This is a genomic window from Acinetobacter bereziniae, from assembly GCF_016576965.1.
In the GTDB taxonomy this organism is placed as follows: Bacteria; Pseudomonadota; Gammaproteobacteria; order Pseudomonadales; family Moraxellaceae; genus Acinetobacter; species Acinetobacter bereziniae.
The window spans coordinates 730,057-746,696 of the sequence record NZ_CP066119.1 but is presented as its reverse complement, the minus strand read 5'-3'; the positions used below and the strand labels follow the sequence as shown (position 1 = coordinate 746,696).

Below are 16,640 nucleotides of genomic sequence, written 5' to 3'. Positions count from 1 at the left end.
CTTCTCTTATTAACGATTAACCAGTTTTGCTGGAACGCGCAGTACTAGGCTAGCTCCGACAACTAAGACTGCTGTAATTAAGAACATACCTATGGCATTCGAACCTGTATTAGTGGTAATCCATCCGATGAGAAACGGAGAACAAAATCCAGCGAGATTGGCAAAACTATTGATTCCAGCAATACCAGCAGCAGCTGAAACACCACCTAAAAAGTTTGTTGGCAACATCCAAAATAAAGAAGATGCGGTGAGTACTCCTGATGCCGCAATACATAAACAAATCAACGATAAAATTAGATTTGAAGCAAACAATGTTGCAAATGTCAGTGCAATGGCACCAGTACACATTGGAATAATTAAATGCCAGCGACGCTCTCTAAAGTGATCTCCGCTACGACCTGCTAACAGCATTACAACTATGGCACACATATAAGGTAGACTGGTCAACAAGCCAATATGCCAGTTGTCACTAATACCCGAGTTACGAATTAATGTCGGCAACCAGAAAGTAATTGCATATTGTCCCATTACGACACAAAAGTAGATTCCAGCTAGTAACCACAAGCGTTTATCACTAATGAAGTCTTTAATACTGCTATGCCCTTCTTTCTGTTGATTATCTTGAGCAATTTCTTGTTGGACTAAATTCTTTTCAGCACTCGTTAACCAATGTGCATCTTGAACAGAATCTTTTAGAACTGCGAGGACTAACAAACCAACAACCACTGTAGGTATAGCTTCAAGCACAAACATCCATTGCCAGCCATGCCATCCTTGCACATTGTTCATTTGATCCATGATTAAGCCAGACAAAGGGCCGCCAATCATTCCAGAAATGGGAATTGCAATAAACCACAGCACAGTCATACGGGCCCGACGATAAGATGGGAACCAATATGTAAGATAAAGTAATAAACCTGGTGCTAATCCAGCTTCAGCAACACCAAGTAAGAAGCGTAAGGTATAGAATTGCCACTCTGTTTCAACAAATGCAAAACAGCCTGACAAAATACCCCATGTAATCATGATTCGGGCAATCCAACGTCGAGCACCAACTTTATGCAGCACAATATTGCTAGGTACTTCACATAAGAAATATCCTATAAAGAAAATACCTGCGCCAGGTCCATAAACAGCTTCACTAAACTGTAAATCACTCATCATTTGAAGTTTGGCAAAACCAACATTTACACGATCTAAGTAAGCACAAAAATAACAAAGCATTAAAAATGGCATCAGCCGAAATGCAATTTTTCGATATGCAGATTTACGAATAGCATCTGTATCAGATGAAAATACGGTATCCATCATGCGAGTCCCTTTACATTTGACCACAATATCCTCTCGTGACCATGTCTCTATTTTAAATTTTCTAATACTAATACTGAGTTTTAGTGAATCAGCATTCCGCCATTTACGTCTAGAGTTACACCTGTTAAATAGGCTGATAGATCACTAGCTAAAAATAACGCTGCATTAGCAACATCTTGTGCTTTACCTAAGCGACCCAGTGGAATGCCTGTAAGAATGTCATGAAGACGATCATCATTCATTAAACCACCCGTAATGTCTGTTTGAATAAGACCTGGTGTAAGTGAGTTGACACGAATATTATCTGCACCAAACTCGCGAGCCATCGCTTTAGCTAAACCTAAAACCCCTGCTTTGGCAGCGCTGTAGTGTGGACCACCAAAAATACCACCACCTCGTTGTGCCGAAACGGATGATAAGCACACGATACTTCCTCCACCGTTTTCTTTCATTGCGGGAATTACAGCCTGAGACATAATAAGCGTTCCACGCAGACTGACATCCAAAATACGGTCATAATCATTACGTTTGATATCTAATGTTTTTACAGGTTGGGTAATGCCTGCATTATTGACCAAAATATCAATTTTTCCGTAGTATTGAAGGGCTTGTTCCACAGCAGCGTGTGCTTGTTCTTCATTTGCAACATTTGCTGCTAGACCTAAATGACCTTCGCCCAATGCTTTAGCTGCATGCTGGCTTTGCGCAAGATCTAGATCAACAATAATGACTTTGGCTCCTTGCTGTGCAAAGATTTCTGCTGTTGCACGACCAATACCACGTTCAGATGCTGCACCTGTGATTAACGCTACTTTTCCTTGTAGTAACATGTATATTCCTCTTTTCTTCAACATATTCATTCATCGCTAGATTCTCTTTTTTCACAGTGAGCAGCAATAAGGTTAAACTCAACTAGGCATGAATTTTATTCATGCCTATGATATTTTTAGTTGAGATATGAAAGAAAAATGGAATTTTAAATGAATAATACTGAAAAAAATTACAATCAAATGCCTGCAATAAAAACTTTACAAGCATTTGAGCAAACTGCTCGCTTAGGGAATGTGGCAAAGGCAGCAGAGATCCTGAACCTTACGCCCTCTGCTATCAGTCATCAAATCGCAAAACTAGAAGAAATGATTGGTCAAAGCTTATTTATAAGAGGTGCACGAGGAGTGACTTTAACGCCTTCTGGTGAGCGTTATTATCAAGATGTAACCGCTATCTTGCATAATCTGATGTTAGCGACTGAACAAGCATCGGATAACAGTCCAAAAGATAGTTTATACATCCATTCTTCACCAAGCTTTGGACTTCTGTGGTTACTGCCAAGATTGGAATCATTTAAAGAACTATATCCTCTCATTCAGGTGAATTTATCTTGCTCTTATGAAAACCTTCATTTCACACGAGATAAAATTGATATTGATATTCGTCATGGTATTCCGAATTGGACAGGAGTCGAAATTAGAACAGTTCGAAGTGAAAAATTAGAAGTTCTTGCCTCCCCCAAATTACTTGAGCGCAGCCCAGTTTCTAAGCCTAAAGAGTTACTAAAAAAAGAATTAATTTTATCGAAGTCCACTCTCGTTACATGGCCCCAATGGTTTGCACATCAAGGGTTAAGCATTCCTGAATTTCCTTATACTTTTAGTTTTGATCGCTCATACATGTCACTTGAAGCTGCAACTCATGGGCTTGGATTCGTCCTAGAAAGCAATTTACTTACCCAAAATTATCTAGATTCAGGAAAACTTGTCAAAGTCTTTCCTGATGACTTCTCCGTACCAATATCTGCCCACCATTTAGTTTATCCACGTACCCATGAGAACATTCTCAAAGTGAACCATTTTTTAAACTGGATTGGTGACGAAATCATTAAAGATAAGTAATAAGCAGAGAATCTACTCTAGATAGATAATAATCAAATAACCATCTATCACTAGAGAACTTCGATTCGTACCCTTTAATAAATCCCCATAGAACCTACTTTGTCACGCCTAAAAATCACTATCAGAATCAAAATTTTAATTAGGTTTACAAATGCTATCTTTTGAATATGACTATAGATTTTAAAATAAAGCACGTATAATCCGCACTCTGCTTTTTTCATCTTTTCAGGTTTACTTTATGTCTGAGCTCCAATCTCTAACTCCCCGTATTTCGGTCGCTCCGATGATGGATTGGACAACTCGTGACTATCGTTTTTTTGCACGTTTGTTTAATCCAAACATCATTCTGTATACAGAAATGGTCACCACAGGTGCCATTATCTATGGTGGGGCAAATCGTCATTTGGACTATAACCATGAAGAACATCCAATTGTTCTACAACTCGGTGGCTCAAACCCAAAAGAACTTGCCACCTGTAGCAAAATGGCGCAAGACTGGGGCTATGATGAAATCAATTTAAATGTGGGCTGTCCAAGCGACCGCGTGCAAAATAACAAAATTGGCGCCTGCCTGATGGCTGAACCAGATTTAGTCGCTGAGTGTATCGCTGAAATGCGTAATGCAGTTGATATACCCGTCACGGTAAAACATCGAATCGGGATTGATGACATGCAATCTTATGAAGAAATGCTAAATTTTGTCGATACTGTAGCAAAAACTGGATGCAATAACTTTATTGTGCATGCACGTATTGCATTACTTCAAGGCTTATCACCAAAAGAAAATCGGGACATTCCCCCACTCCGTTATGAAGATGTATATCGCTTAAAACAAGATCGTCCCGAGTTGCTGATCGAAATCAATGGTGGGGTTAAAACCTTTGCTGAAACTCAAGAACATTTAAAACATGTCGATGGGGTCATGATTGGTCGTGAGGCTTATCATAATCCATACCTATTAGCAGAGTTGGGACAGCTTTGGGATTTAGATTTGCCTGATCGCTTTGAAATTATGGATCAAATGTTGCCTTATATTGCCAAACGGATGCAAGAAGGTGCACCGTTGTCAATTATTACCCGTCACATTCTCGGGTTATTTCAAAACCTGCCAGGTGCTCGTAAATGGCGTCAAGCTTTAAGTGGTGGCAATGCCAAAACATTTGCTGATGTTGAACATGCTATTGTCAATATTAAAGAAGCAATGAAACGGACTGAAGACTATATTCGAGAGCAATCCGTATAATTCAACTGATCGCAATCATCAAAAATTAAGTCTATATTAAACGATGTGCTGTCAAGTACATCGTTTATCAATGCTCACTGTTGAAAGCATTTGACTAATTCTTTGGCGCATTTCACCACTGCATCATCAGCATGACTGTTCCATGCCATAAAAACATCAGAGGAAGCCTGTTCAATATCCAAAGCAATCAACCTGACTTGCTCAGGCACTATATTTTTGAATTCAGCAGGAACGATACAAATCCCTATATTTGCAGCAACCAATTGCAATTGCGAAACTTTTCGAGATTGAACTCGGGCTTTTTTAGGTGCAAAACCAGCACTTAAACAAATATTAGACACCAAATAGCTCAGCCCACCACGTTCTGCATGAGGTGTTGACACAAAGTCTTCATCTTCTAATTGTTGAATTTTGACTGTAGTTGCTTTTGCTAAATGATGATCTTGATGAACAGCAACATATAGAGGTTCATCATATAATTGAACAGCGCTTAATCCATCCATACTATTTAGAATCGGTGGGCGAAAAAACCCAATATCAATATTGCCTTTCAATAATTCAAGGACCTGATCCTCAGAAGATAAATTATTGATTTCAAAATTAATACTTTGTTGTTTAGCGACTTGATCAAATAACTGAACTTTTTCTAAACTCATGCTGATGGTGCTTGAGTGTGCGACTTTAATTAAACGATGTAGACCACTTGAGATTTCTCTTGCATTTTCAATAATATGATTGAGGTTTAACAAATTGTTTTTCACTTGCAGATAGAAAAACTGCCCAGCTTTGGTCAATTTTATTTTCTTGTCACTGCGATCAAAAATTTCAAATCCAATTTCCTCTTCTAATAGTTTGATCTGCCGACTTAATGCTGACTGAGCGATAAATAATTTTTCAGCTGCCGCAATAAAACCGCCTTCTTCAACGATTCTAATCAAATAATTAAATTGCTTGAGTGTGGTCATATTCATCTCAAAATTAGATCAATCATGCTTTTTTCTATATTAGATTAGATTTTAAAACTTCACTAGACTGAATTTAAGTAAAGTATCTAGGCAGAAAAACGATGAGTATTTCTAAGCAAATCCTGATTTTTATCAGTATCGTTGGCATTTTTCTTTTATTGAGTTGCTTTGATCGTTTTATCTCTGCACAAACAGGGCAAGCAGTCGAACCATCAGCGTTTATTTATTTACAAGACTAAACTGACCATCGTTATTAAAGTAGCAACTCAAGTGCTTATCGTTTGTGAATACTGATAAATCCTTATTCAAATTCAACCATCGATGAGTAGACCATCCATCAGAACAGACATGATTTGATTTACAAACAACTTTGATATGTATTCATATCAATATGTACTGGGCATGTTATCCTATAAACGTGTACAGGATTTCACTAAAGAATACTTTTCTATATCAGTCAAACATTCTGTTTTATTATTTTTTAGATCATATTGATAGGCAATATACTTGCCAGCAAGATGTTCACTCACAAAATGATTATTTTTAAAATAGGCTTTAATCATACATGTGTGTAAATCATTCATTGCATACACTTTTATATGCTCAACATATTGTGTTTGCTGCACAATATTTAGATTCCAATTGAGTAGTTGATTCATTCTCTTTAATTCATCTTGCTTGATCACATGTTGTATATTGTTAAAATTACATGTTTTTACCACAGCATTCGGCTGCTGCTTGACTGACCAAATCAGCACTAGCCTGATATCATCCATTGCTTTACGCGCTTCATTCAACTGGCTGGCTGTTTGAAAGTGGAGAACCGTTGCATAACAACCGTACCCTATACCCACGATCACCAAGATGAACAGTATGATCTGACCAAGATTAAATTGTAAATGATTTACCCATCTAAACATGGTTATTCAACATCCATATTTTATAGATTAAACCTGAAACCGCTGTCATCAGTATTTCAGCGCATAAATATTTAATTTATCGACCAAATTTATTCAGACTACGCCAATACTTATCTTTAAAAATACTCACATCGATGTCGAAGTCTTTGTGATACTTTTCAATAAGTTGATCAATCACTTTGGACGGTTTTCTAAAATCCTTACAAGCGAAATACATGCTTCTTAAATTATTCCCAGTTTCACGACCAATATTTAAATAACCATCAACGTCTTTTAGCTCAGCCAATAGTGCTTGTTCTATATTTTCAAGTTGTTCATATTCTTTTGAAGGGGGCATACCACTCGAGTTTTGACCATCGTAGCTAATTTCAATAATCATCATCCATGGATGTGACGCTTTTTGATCCCAATCCAGCAAAGTACTGTTTAGAATTGCAATGAGTGGCAAACCCTCATTCGTTTCTCCTTGCAGGCTAATATATTCATCTTCATCTGTGTTGGAGCGTGTGACTTTATCTAAACGCGAGATTTCACTGTTTTTTAAAATTAAAATATTTTTTAAATTGCCGATAGGCATCAATTCTTTTTCAGCATCTTGTTTCGACTGGACAGACACCTGATCCAGTTTGGTGATTGCATCGTATTCACCCAAATAATTATCTAAGAAAATATAAACTGCTTGTAAAAATTCACCTTTTTGCTCTTCATTATATTGATCATGCGCAACGACTAAATCAATTTCATCTGGATATTCTGCATGATCTCTTAAATAAAAAGATAAGGTGTCTTGACTAAATTCATGTCCATGCATCGCGATACTGGTTTGATGAATGTCACTTGCGGGTTTCAATGCGGTAAATTTCCAGCCCGCAATTTCTGGTGCAGCAGCCACCAGTTCCTCAACAAATATAATATTAGCAATCACTCCATCTGGCGTCAGTATCAACTCAGCAGTTTCTGGATCAGACATTCCGGTAAGAAAAAAAATCCCAGCATGTACTTTGGCTAATTCAGGCGATAATCGATCAAAAAAATCTTGTTCAATCGTGTCTCGATTCATCTCATCGACAATTCGATGAAAATGCTGTTGATGTTGCTGAAACCATTGCCAAAATTCAGCATAACGGTTTTGATTACTTTGTATCGCTTGTTGTTTATTGCCAAATAGTTTCTTAAAAAAGTTCATTTTGATTATTCTCTATTATTGCTTATGAATCAGGTTAATTTAACTCAATTCATCTCGTTTTTAAATGTGCTCAAGCAATAATGAAGCAAAATTAACAATTAACCTGAGTTCGATGCAATCAAATCTTCAAACAATTGAAAAATCATAAATATCTGCGGAGTCTTGCTGAGTTTTCATGCAATTTTAGGATGAGGAGCGGAGCTCCGCAAGCGCAACTATCAATAGCATTTCATTTCTCTTGATCAATAAAATGAAAGCAATCAATAGATTGTTTGATGATCTAAAGCTTGCACTTCCATGCTTTACTTCTAAAGTTTAAATTCTTTTGCGTAGGCAATGCCTAACTTTTCAGAGATGAAAAGTGACAAAAATCTTTCGTTGGGTGAGAGGTACGTCCTGAACCTCCACCCAACGGCGACATCCATGTCGCCTCTCGATAGCAAGACCATCTATGATTCAAAAGGGTGAAATAAATGAATCATCGAAATCACTCGTATGAATAATCAGCCAGTTTAACGATATAATCTTTCATCAAGAATTTTTATCAAACTCACGTAATTACTTTTTTGGTCGAATACGATCCAATTTTTTTAATACTTCTGCAACAGCAACCATCGCAAAACTAGAAGTTACCACTACAGCCGAGCCATAACCACCACAGCGCAAACCTGCACTTGCACATACATCTGCACTGGAAAATGGATTATCTATCGAATAAACACATGTAATACCGAACTTTTCTTTTGGCTTTTTACAAATACCTTTGGCACGTAACTGACTACGTAATTTTGCAAGCATAGGATCTTGTTCTGTTTTAGATAAGTCAGCAACACGGATTTTTAAAGGGTCTAACTTACCACCTGCCCCACCTGAAACAATCAGGGGAATTTTATTAAAACGACAATGCAACATCAGCGCAAATTTTGCTTTTACATCATCGATGCAGTCTAAAATAATATCGGGTCTATTTTCTAAAATTTCTTTGACATTTTCAGGGCTGAGATAATCATCTATCAAATTGATCTTGATTCGTGGATTGATCGAACGGCAACGTTCAGCCATGACTTCAATCTTTTCCATCCCTAAAGTTGAACTCATCGCGGGCAATTGGCGGTTGATATTTGAAGCAGCGACTGAATCCATATCGACCAGTGTTAGCTCTCCAACACCCGTTCTGGCTAAGGTTTCCACAGCCCATGAACCAACTCCACCTATGCCAATCACCATCACATGACTTTTTTCATAATGACTAAACGCATCGTCTCCATAAATCTTGGCAACACCAGCAAAACGGCGTTCATATTCATCATCAGTAGAATGGTCAGTCATGTTCAGCATCAACTCAAAAATACCGCATTATTTTACTCATTTCTCGACAATGTGTCTTGCCTAGATGCAATAAAAAAAGCCCTGTACCGTATACAGGGCTTGGAGAACTGAAAAATTATGTAGAAGCGTTCAACTAGGAAGCAATTAAGTTTCGTAATACATAATGCAAGATACCACCTGCTTTAAAGTATTCCACTTCATTCAAGGTATCAATACGGCATAACACTTTGAAACGATCTTGTGAACCATCTGCACGTTTAACTTCCACGTCTAAGGTTTGATGCGGTTGTATATCATCCGATAAGCCATAAATCGACAGTTGCTCATGACCAGTTAAATTTAACGACTGACGGGTTTGCCCATCCACAAACTGTAAAGGAAGTACCCCCATACCGACTAAATTTGAACGATGAATCCGTTCAAAACTCTCGGTAATTACCGCTTTCACCCCCAAAAGGTTGGTTCCTTTGGCTGCCCAGTCTCGTGAAGAACCTGTACCATATTCCTTACCTGCAATAATCACCAAAGGTGTCGAATCCTGTTGATATTTCATTGCAGCATCATAGATCGCCAATTTTTCACCTGTTGGGATATACAGTGTGTTGCCGCCTTCCTCACCATTCAACATTTCATTTTTAATACGAATATTGGCGAATGTTCCCCGCATCATAACTTCATGATTACCACGACGTGAGCCATATGAATTGAAGTCTTTTTGATCCACACCTTGCGCTTCTAGGTAACGCCCCGCTGGGCTGTCTTTCTTGATATTCCCCGCAGGAGAAATATGGTCTGTAGTGACTGAGTCACCAAGAACGGCCAAGATATTGGCATTGAGAATATCTTTAATTGGTTTCGCGGGCTGATCAATGCCTTCAAAGAATGGAGGATGACGGATATAGGTCGATTGTTCATCCCATTCATAGGTTTCAGAGTCAGGAATCTGAATTGCTTGCCATTTTTCATCACCATCAAAAACTGCCGCATATTCTTTATGGAACATCTGCGTATTCACTTTTTGCAGCACCTCATCAATCTCGATTTGACTCGGCCAAATATCTTTGAGATATACTGGTTGACCTTGTTGATCGTGCCCTAATGCTGTGCTGGTAATATCACTGCGTATCGTGCCCAATAGCCCAAACGCCACAACCAATGGTGGAGAAGCCAACCAGTTGGTTTTCACCAATGGATGCACACGTCCTTCAAAGTTTCGGTTGCCTGAAAGCACGGATGCCACATTGAGGTCATAACATTGAATTGCATCTTCGATCGGCTGAGGCAATGGTCCTGAGTTACCAATACAGGTGGTACAACCATAACCCACAAGGTTATAGCCCAACTGGTCTAAATATGACAGCAATCCTGCCGCCTCTAAATAATCCGTCACGACTTTAGAGCCAGGTGCTAAAGAACTTTTAACCCACGGCTTACGTTGCAAGCCTTTCTCTATAGCCTTTTTGGCTAATAAGCCTGCTGCTAACATTACACTTGGGTTAGATGTATTGGTACATGACGTAATTGCAGAAATCACTACATCACCATCGGTCAATGGATAACGTTTACCATCAATAATACAATGCGGTTCTTCATTTTGTAATGCAGATTGTTTTGAGTCGATGGCTGTGCCAGCCCCACCCTCATTCACTAAGCGTTCTTTCTCAATTTTGGCAGGTTTAAGGTCCAATTCCATCAGTGCACTAAAGGTTTTTGGAATATCAGGTAATACGACACGATCCTGCGGACGTTTTGGTCCTGCAACACTGGCTTCAACTGTATTCATGTCCAATGCCAAAGTATCGGTGAATACAGGTTCATCTCCAGTATTACGCCACAATCCTTGTTCTTTACAGTAAGCTTCTACCAGTGCAATCCGATCATCTTGTCGACCTGTTAATCTTAAATAGCCAAGTGTGATTTCATCAATGGGGAAAAAACCACAAGTTGCTCCATATTCAGGTGCCATATTGGCAATGGTTGCTCGATCAGCAAGCGGTAGATCTGCAAGACCATCACCGTAAAATTCGACAAATTTACCAACCACGCCTTTTTTGCGTAGCATTTGAGTAATGGTTAATACCAAATCGGTTGCTGTGATTCCCTCTCTTAACTTGCCTGTTAATTTAAAACCAATCACTTCAGGAATCAGCATCGAAATCGGTTGCCCCAACATTGCTGCTTCAGCTTCGATGCCTCCAACACCCCAGCCCAATACCCCCAAACCATTGATCATGGTGGTATGTGAGTCAGTCCCGACCAAAGTGTCTGGAAAAGCATAGCTTTCACCATCACTGTCACCTAACCAAACAGCCTGCGCCAAATACTCTAGATTAACTTGATGGCAGATCCCGGTACCCGGTGGAACAACACTAAAATTATCAAAGGATGACTGCCCCCAACGTAAAAATTGATAACGCTCACCATTACGTTGCATTTCAATTTCAACATTCTCATCAAAGGCTTGGTCTGTTCCAAAATGATCCACCATTACCGAATGGTCAATCACCAAATCTACAGGAGATAAAGGATTAATTATATTTGGATCTTTATGCGCCGCCTGAACAGCAGCACGCATTGCAGCTAAATCGACAACAGCAGGAACACCAGTGAAATCCTGCATTAATACCCGTGCTGGTCGATACTGAATTTCTTGATCTGAGGTTTTCGCTTTCTGCCAATCTACAATTGCCTGAATATCACTTCGCTTTACGGTGAGATCATCTTCAAATCTCAGTAAATTTTCCAACAGTACTTTGAGTGATTTCGGTAGTTTTGAAATATCACCTAATTCAGATTGGGCTTGTTTCAAACTAAAAATTTTATATGTTGAATTCCCGACATTTAAGTTCTGTAGCGAATTCAAACTATTTATACGACCATACTTTGCCATTGAGTGAACCTCCAGCTTGGCGTTAATTTCTTATTGAGCTACTTGGAGTACTTCTTTCAATCTAAGACAAATATTTATTTTAGGTGTTGTGAATTGGTTATTTTTATTCAATTTATGCGATCAAATGCAACAACGATTGACCAATGATCTCTCCCCATCTACTCAAGCTATTTTGAGTGGATATAGACCGAGCCTTGGCAAATTTAACTTATGATCAAACCTTTTCCATCCTCAAGCATGTCAAAGTGTTGTTCCATAAAATATCTGCCAATGGCCCAAGCTCTATCGCTAAAGACTCAGCTAAGCCTGCCAAAACATAAGGTAAATTGACGGGTGTATTGCGGGTTCGATGCTCTGTAGATGTCTGACAACACAAAGGCGTCATATCTGGACAGTCTGTTTCTAAAACGAGGTGCTCAGCTCCTACTGCCTGTACCACAGCATGGAGCTTTTTGGCATTTGGCTGAGTAATTTGCCCTGTAACCCCAATTTTAAATCCTAATTTGATCAATGCCTTGGCCTCTTCTACTCCGCCACTGAAAGCATGAGCAATTCCGCCATTTTGAAACTGGTGTTGCTTCAACATCGTAAGTACATCCGCATGTGATTTACGAATATGTAAAAGAATCGGTAAATCAAATTGTTGAGCCAGTTCAATCTGTGCTGAAAAGAATGCTTTTTGCTTGTCCATAATTTCAGGCTGTTTATGCTGTTTGAGAAAGGTGTCTAAACCAATCTCTCCAACAGCAATACACTGTTCTGTTTGAAGAATCTGTTCGAGTGCATTGAGATGAGTTAAATCATGCTGTTCAATATAAAAAGGATGCAACCCGGGCGCAAGATGGCTACGGGGCGCATTCTTTAACAGGTTTAACGCATGCTGAGTTTGGATCAAATCTTGAAAACGAGACTGTAAAAAACCAATTAAAACCAGATGTTCAACCCCAGCCTGTTTTGCTTGGTACGCCAACGCCTCTCGATCCTGATCAAAATCAGGAACATCGAAATGGGTATGGGTATCAAACAGTCTCAAAGACATTATGATTTCGTTTTGTTGTCTGCCACTGGCGCAGAACTATTCGGTTGATCGACTTGCATTTCTGCAGGAAAATATTGCGGTTTTAATATACCTTTTAATTGATCATAAGGAATGGTTAAGCGTGGCAAGCCCACCACATATGGTCCAATATCATATTCACCATATTGCAAAATTAGACCTTGTTTACCTAAATAGAAATTATCAGATAATTGAAATTTCCACGCTTGTTCATACTCATTCACATTATCAGCAAGTTTTGAATCGATAACCCAAACTTTAAACGCATCATGAGCGAGTTTTTCAAATTTTGCTTTTTGATTTGCTTCTATGATTTGATTCAAGTTGACTTGCTTTTTACTGACCAAATCAAAATTAAAATAAGTTTGTGCAGATGATCCATGCGCACCACCTAAGTAGCTACTGCTATTTAATACAACAGTGGCTAAAGGCTTGTCAGAATTTAATATTTTAGGGCTTAAACTAATTGTGATCTGACCACTTGCACCTAATGTCTTAAGTTCTTTATCCAATGCCAAGAATGAATTTGTATAAGGTTGAACACGATCCTGTAATTGTTGCGTTGGAGTCTTGTCTGTGTTGACTTCACTGGCTGAAGCTTGTGAACTGGCTTGCTGTTGATCCGCAACTTTTTTACTCAACTGTGCAATATCCAACATTTTATCCAGATTATCCAAAATCGCTTGATCAATCACTTTATCTACAAAGGGCTGGTTACTTTGCAATCGTTCTATTGAAAATTCAGGGCATGTATTTCCATCACACTCAGGTAAGTTTAATTTTAATTTGGCTCGATCGCCTTGCAATAACAGTGACGTATCTGGAACTTGAGACGCAGCAGTTTGATCGACAGCTGACTCTACTTTTTTAGAGTCTGGTTTTTGACACGCTGTTAATCCCAAGGTGATTAACAAAATTGAAAGTGCTAAGGTATTTTTTTGATTCAACATTTCACAAACCTATCCAACGATCCAAGCCAAGATTTTTCTATCTCTATAGAAGATAGCCTATTCTTCTCTGTCTCAATCCTCAATCAAAATTTGTATCAAAATTGAAGCCTTATTAACATCTTCTTCATCGTTAGTTTAAGGTGGCGATCAAGCCCTCAATCATTAATCGTTGTCAGAGCGATAGGACATATAAATCATATCTTGATGAGTTGTACTGACTAGATCCAATCTAAAACATGCGTTGAAATACTTCAGCTTTCAGGATTTTTTGGGTTTGTTCTTTGCTTAAATAAATATCTAACTGAGTGCCATCTTCTACAATCTCATTGGCGCGATAATGTAAGCCCACGCCTTCTCCATCAAAGAACCAATCTGCCTGCCCCCAATACAGCTTTTTCGGCGCATGTTTTTTCACATCCGTATTTTGCTTTTCTAACCATGCTGCATATTTTTCTTGCACCCAACGATTCAGCTGATTTTGTTGATCCGCTTGAATGACATCTAAAATACTTAAACTTTTTTTCAACTTTCGGTCTGCAACGAAAAAGTATTGACGTTCTTGAATACTAACATCCGCTTGTAGTGAATTGACTGCAACTTGCAGTAAAACATATTGATTACGTTGTGATGCCATTCGGGTCTGCATGTGTAATTCAAACGCTTTGTTTTTCGGAAACTCTTCTTGCCATGCATCTGATTTTTTGACAAAAGCATTGATCGCTTGCTGTAAAGTCATGTTCTGCTTTAAATCAATTTGCGCTTGAATCACAGTCGCCTGATTATTGCTAATCCATTGGTTTAACCAAGCATCTTGAGTTTTAATCGTTTGAATGTCGATTTCGATGCAATTCTTTTTCTCACAAAACGGTAAAGCATAATCTGCTTTGGTTTCTTGAATATTTAAATAAGGTAAAACTTCAGCGGCTTCTTGTTTAGGTTGTAATACTGAACCGTCTTTATCTTGATCTTTTTTTGAATCACATGCCATCAAAATCAAGGTACTTAAACAAAACATCGTGATTATTTTTTTTGAATATTGCACCACATAAATCCCTTTGGACAAAAAGCATTGTATTTTGATACAAAAACAGCTTCACTAGGAAGCTGTTTTTACATTTTGCAATAAGTTAGCTGAACTTAATGTTCACGCGTTGCACGGAACTGAATGTCAGGATAACGCTCTTGCATCAGCTGTAAATTCACACGACTAGGTGCAAGATAAGTTAAGTGACCACCACCATCAACTGAAAGCTGGTCATGTGCTTTTTTCTTAAATTCATTGAATTTCTTTTCATCATCACATGAAACCCAACGCACGGTATTGATATTCACAGGTTCATAAATACAATCCACTTTGTATTCTTCTTTCAGTCGATATGCAACCACATCAAACTGAAGCACCCCCACAGCACCTACAATCAAATCATTATTGATTTGGGGCATAAACACTTGTGTTGCGCCTTCTTCAGAAAGTTCTTTCAAACCTTTTTGAAGCTGTTTAGATTTTAATGGATCTTTTAAACGTACACGGCGGAACATTTCTGGTGCAAAGTGCGGAATACCCGTGAAATGAAGGTTTTCGCCTGAGGTAAAGGTATCACCGATTTGAATCGTACCGTGGTTATGCAGACCAATGATATCACCTGGCCATGCCTCTTCAAGTTGCTCACGCTCACCGGCAAGAAAGGTTAAAGCATCACTGATTCGTACATCTTTGCCAATACGCACATGATTCATTTTCAAACCTTTCTCATATTTTCCTGAGCAGATTCGCATAAATGCAATTCGGTCACGATGCTTCGGATCCATATTGGCTTGAATTTTAAAAACAAAACCACTGAAACCTTCCTCTGTTGCTTCAACAGTACGTTCATGTGTTGGATGTGCTTTCGGTTCGGGTGCCCATTGAATAAATGCATCAAGCACATGATCAACGGCAAAGTTTCCTAAAGCTGTACCAAATAATACAGGGGTTTGTCGTCCTGCCAAAAACTCTGCTGGATCAAGCGGATCATTCGCCATTTTGACCAACTCTAGAGATTCTTCAAAAGATGCAAATGCCAAGTCACCCACTTTGTCACGAATATCTGGATAGTCATAGCCATCACGAATTTCAATATCTGTAATGGTTGAACCAAAGCCAGCTTTATAAAGATAAAGCTTATCTTCGAGAATATTGTAGACACCCGCAAAATCACGCCCCATACCCAAAGGCCAAGTGATTGGCACACAACGGATTTTGAGAACATTTTCAATTTCATCAAGTAGTTCTAAAGGTTCACGAATTTCACGGTCCATTTTGTTGACGAATGAAATAATCGGTGTGTCGCGCATACGACACACTTCCATTAATTTAATGGTACGTTCTTCGACACCTTTTGCACCATCAATCACCATCAATGCAGAGTCAACCGCAGTTAAAGTACGGTATGTATCTTCCGAGAAGTCTTCATGCCCTGGGGTATCCAGCAAGTTAATGACATGCTTTTTATAAGGAAACTGCATCACAGACGTGGTAATCGAAATCCCACGTTCTTTTTCCATTTCCATCCAGTCCGATGTCGCAGCACGGTCTGATTTACGGCTTTTTACCATTCCAGCAACCTGAATTGCTTTACCCCATAACAACAGTTTTTCTGTCATTGTGGTTTTACCAGCATCGGGGTGGGAAATAATCGCGAAAGTCCTACGCGCTGCTACTTCTGTAGCCAACTGTTCTTTAAACATAAAAAATCTACAATAGGTGCACAGTTACGTACACATTGAGAAATATGTACCTGAACTGAAAAATGAGAAATCAAAAATTGGCAATATTGTATCAGATTTCATTGCTATTTTAACGCTTGTTAATCAGGCTTAATTTATCGGTACATAGCCGTTAAAAAGTCGTATCAAGA

At 38.7% G+C, this 16,640-nt stretch carries 14 protein-coding genes; 3 read left to right on the top strand and 11 right to left on the bottom strand.

What is annotated here, in order from left to right; all coding sequences use genetic code 11:
• Positions 1-9: 9 nt before the first annotated feature.
• Together I9192_RS03480 and I9192_RS03475 are read right to left on the bottom strand one after the other, a co-directional pair.
• Positions 10-1,308: an MFS transporter gene (locus I9192_RS03480; protein WP_200150408.1), complete on the bottom strand. Its 1,299-nt coding sequence runs from the start codon at positions 1,306-1,308 to the stop codon at positions 10-12.
• An 83-nt stretch (positions 1,309-1,391) separates the two neighbouring features.
• A complete protein-coding gene (locus I9192_RS03475) occupies positions 1,392-2,141 on the bottom strand; it encodes an SDR family NAD(P)-dependent oxidoreductase (protein ID WP_005031016.1) in 750 nt (249 codons plus the stop codon).
• A 180-nt stretch (positions 2,142-2,321) separates the two neighbouring features.
• On the opposite strand from I9192_RS03475, the gene I9192_RS03470 reads away from it, so the two are divergent.
• Both I9192_RS03470 and dusA read left to right on the top strand, forming a co-directional pair.
• Positions 2,322-3,203: a LysR substrate-binding domain-containing protein gene (locus I9192_RS03470; protein ID WP_085947562.1), complete on the top strand. Its 882-nt coding sequence runs from the start codon at positions 2,322-2,324 to the stop codon at positions 3,201-3,203.
• 238 nt (positions 3,204-3,441) lie between these two features.
• On the top strand, positions 3,442-4,446 hold the full coding sequence (gene dusA / locus I9192_RS03465; RefSeq protein ID WP_180644373.1) for a tRNA dihydrouridine(20/20a) synthase DusA: 1,005 nt from the start codon (positions 3,442-3,444) through the stop codon (positions 4,444-4,446).
• A gap of 74 nt (positions 4,447-4,520) precedes the next feature.
• On the opposite strand, the gene I9192_RS03460 is transcribed toward dusA, so the two are convergent.
• Entirely contained in the window at positions 4,521-5,411 is an 891-nt protein-coding gene (locus I9192_RS03460) for a LysR family transcriptional regulator (protein WP_005031057.1), read from the bottom strand.
• 101 nt (positions 5,412-5,512) lie between these two features.
• Here I9192_RS03460 and I9192_RS03455 point away from each other — a divergent pair, with 101 nt between their 5' ends.
• On the top strand, positions 5,513-5,650 hold the full coding sequence (locus tag I9192_RS03455) for a hypothetical protein (protein WP_004827656.1): 138 nt from the start codon (positions 5,513-5,515) through the stop codon (positions 5,648-5,650).
• 171 nt (positions 5,651-5,821) lie between these two features.
• On the opposite strand, the gene I9192_RS03450 is transcribed toward I9192_RS03455, so the two are convergent.
• The 8 genes from I9192_RS03450 to I9192_RS03415 form a co-directional block, all read right to left on the bottom strand.
• Complete coding sequence (locus tag I9192_RS03450) at positions 5,822-6,331, bottom strand: hypothetical protein (protein WP_005031058.1); 510 nt, start codon at positions 6,329-6,331, stop codon at positions 5,822-5,824.
• 76 nt (positions 6,332-6,407) lie between these two features.
• Positions 6,408-7,517 carry a DUF695 domain-containing protein gene (locus tag I9192_RS03445; RefSeq protein ID WP_005031059.1) on the bottom strand — a complete coding sequence of 370 codons (1,110 nt, stop codon included), beginning with the start codon at positions 7,515-7,517 and terminating at the stop codon, positions 6,408-6,410.
• A 558-nt stretch (positions 7,518-8,075) separates the two neighbouring features.
• A complete protein-coding gene (locus I9192_RS03440) occupies positions 8,076-8,846 on the bottom strand; it encodes a tRNA threonylcarbamoyladenosine dehydratase (RefSeq protein WP_005031060.1) in 771 nt (256 codons plus the stop codon).
• A gap of 133 nt (positions 8,847-8,979) precedes the next feature.
• Complete coding sequence (acnA, locus tag I9192_RS03435) at positions 8,980-11,736, bottom strand: aconitate hydratase AcnA (protein WP_005031061.1); 2,757 nt, start codon at positions 11,734-11,736, stop codon at positions 8,980-8,982.
• A gap of 214 nt (positions 11,737-11,950) precedes the next feature.
• Complete coding sequence (locus tag I9192_RS03430) at positions 11,951-12,775, bottom strand: TatD family hydrolase (RefSeq protein WP_004827648.1); 825 nt, start codon at positions 12,773-12,775, stop codon at positions 11,951-11,953.
• Positions 12,775-13,743 carry an RsiV family protein gene (locus tag I9192_RS03425; RefSeq protein WP_005031063.1) on the bottom strand — a complete coding sequence of 323 codons (969 nt, stop codon included), beginning with the start codon at positions 13,741-13,743 and terminating at the stop codon, positions 12,775-12,777. Before I9192_RS03425 ends, I9192_RS03430 begins: the two co-directional genes overlap by 1 nt.
• 229 nt (positions 13,744-13,972) lie before the next feature.
• Positions 13,973-14,758 (bottom strand): hypothetical protein, encoded by a 786-nt coding sequence (locus I9192_RS03420; RefSeq protein ID WP_010591060.1) that lies wholly within the window; start codon positions 14,756-14,758, stop codon positions 13,973-13,975.
• A 122-nt stretch (positions 14,759-14,880) separates the two neighbouring features.
• Entirely contained in the window at positions 14,881-16,470 is a 1,590-nt protein-coding gene (locus tag I9192_RS03415) for a peptide chain release factor 3 (protein ID WP_004827642.1), read from the bottom strand.
• Positions 16,471-16,640: the final 170 nt, after the last annotated feature.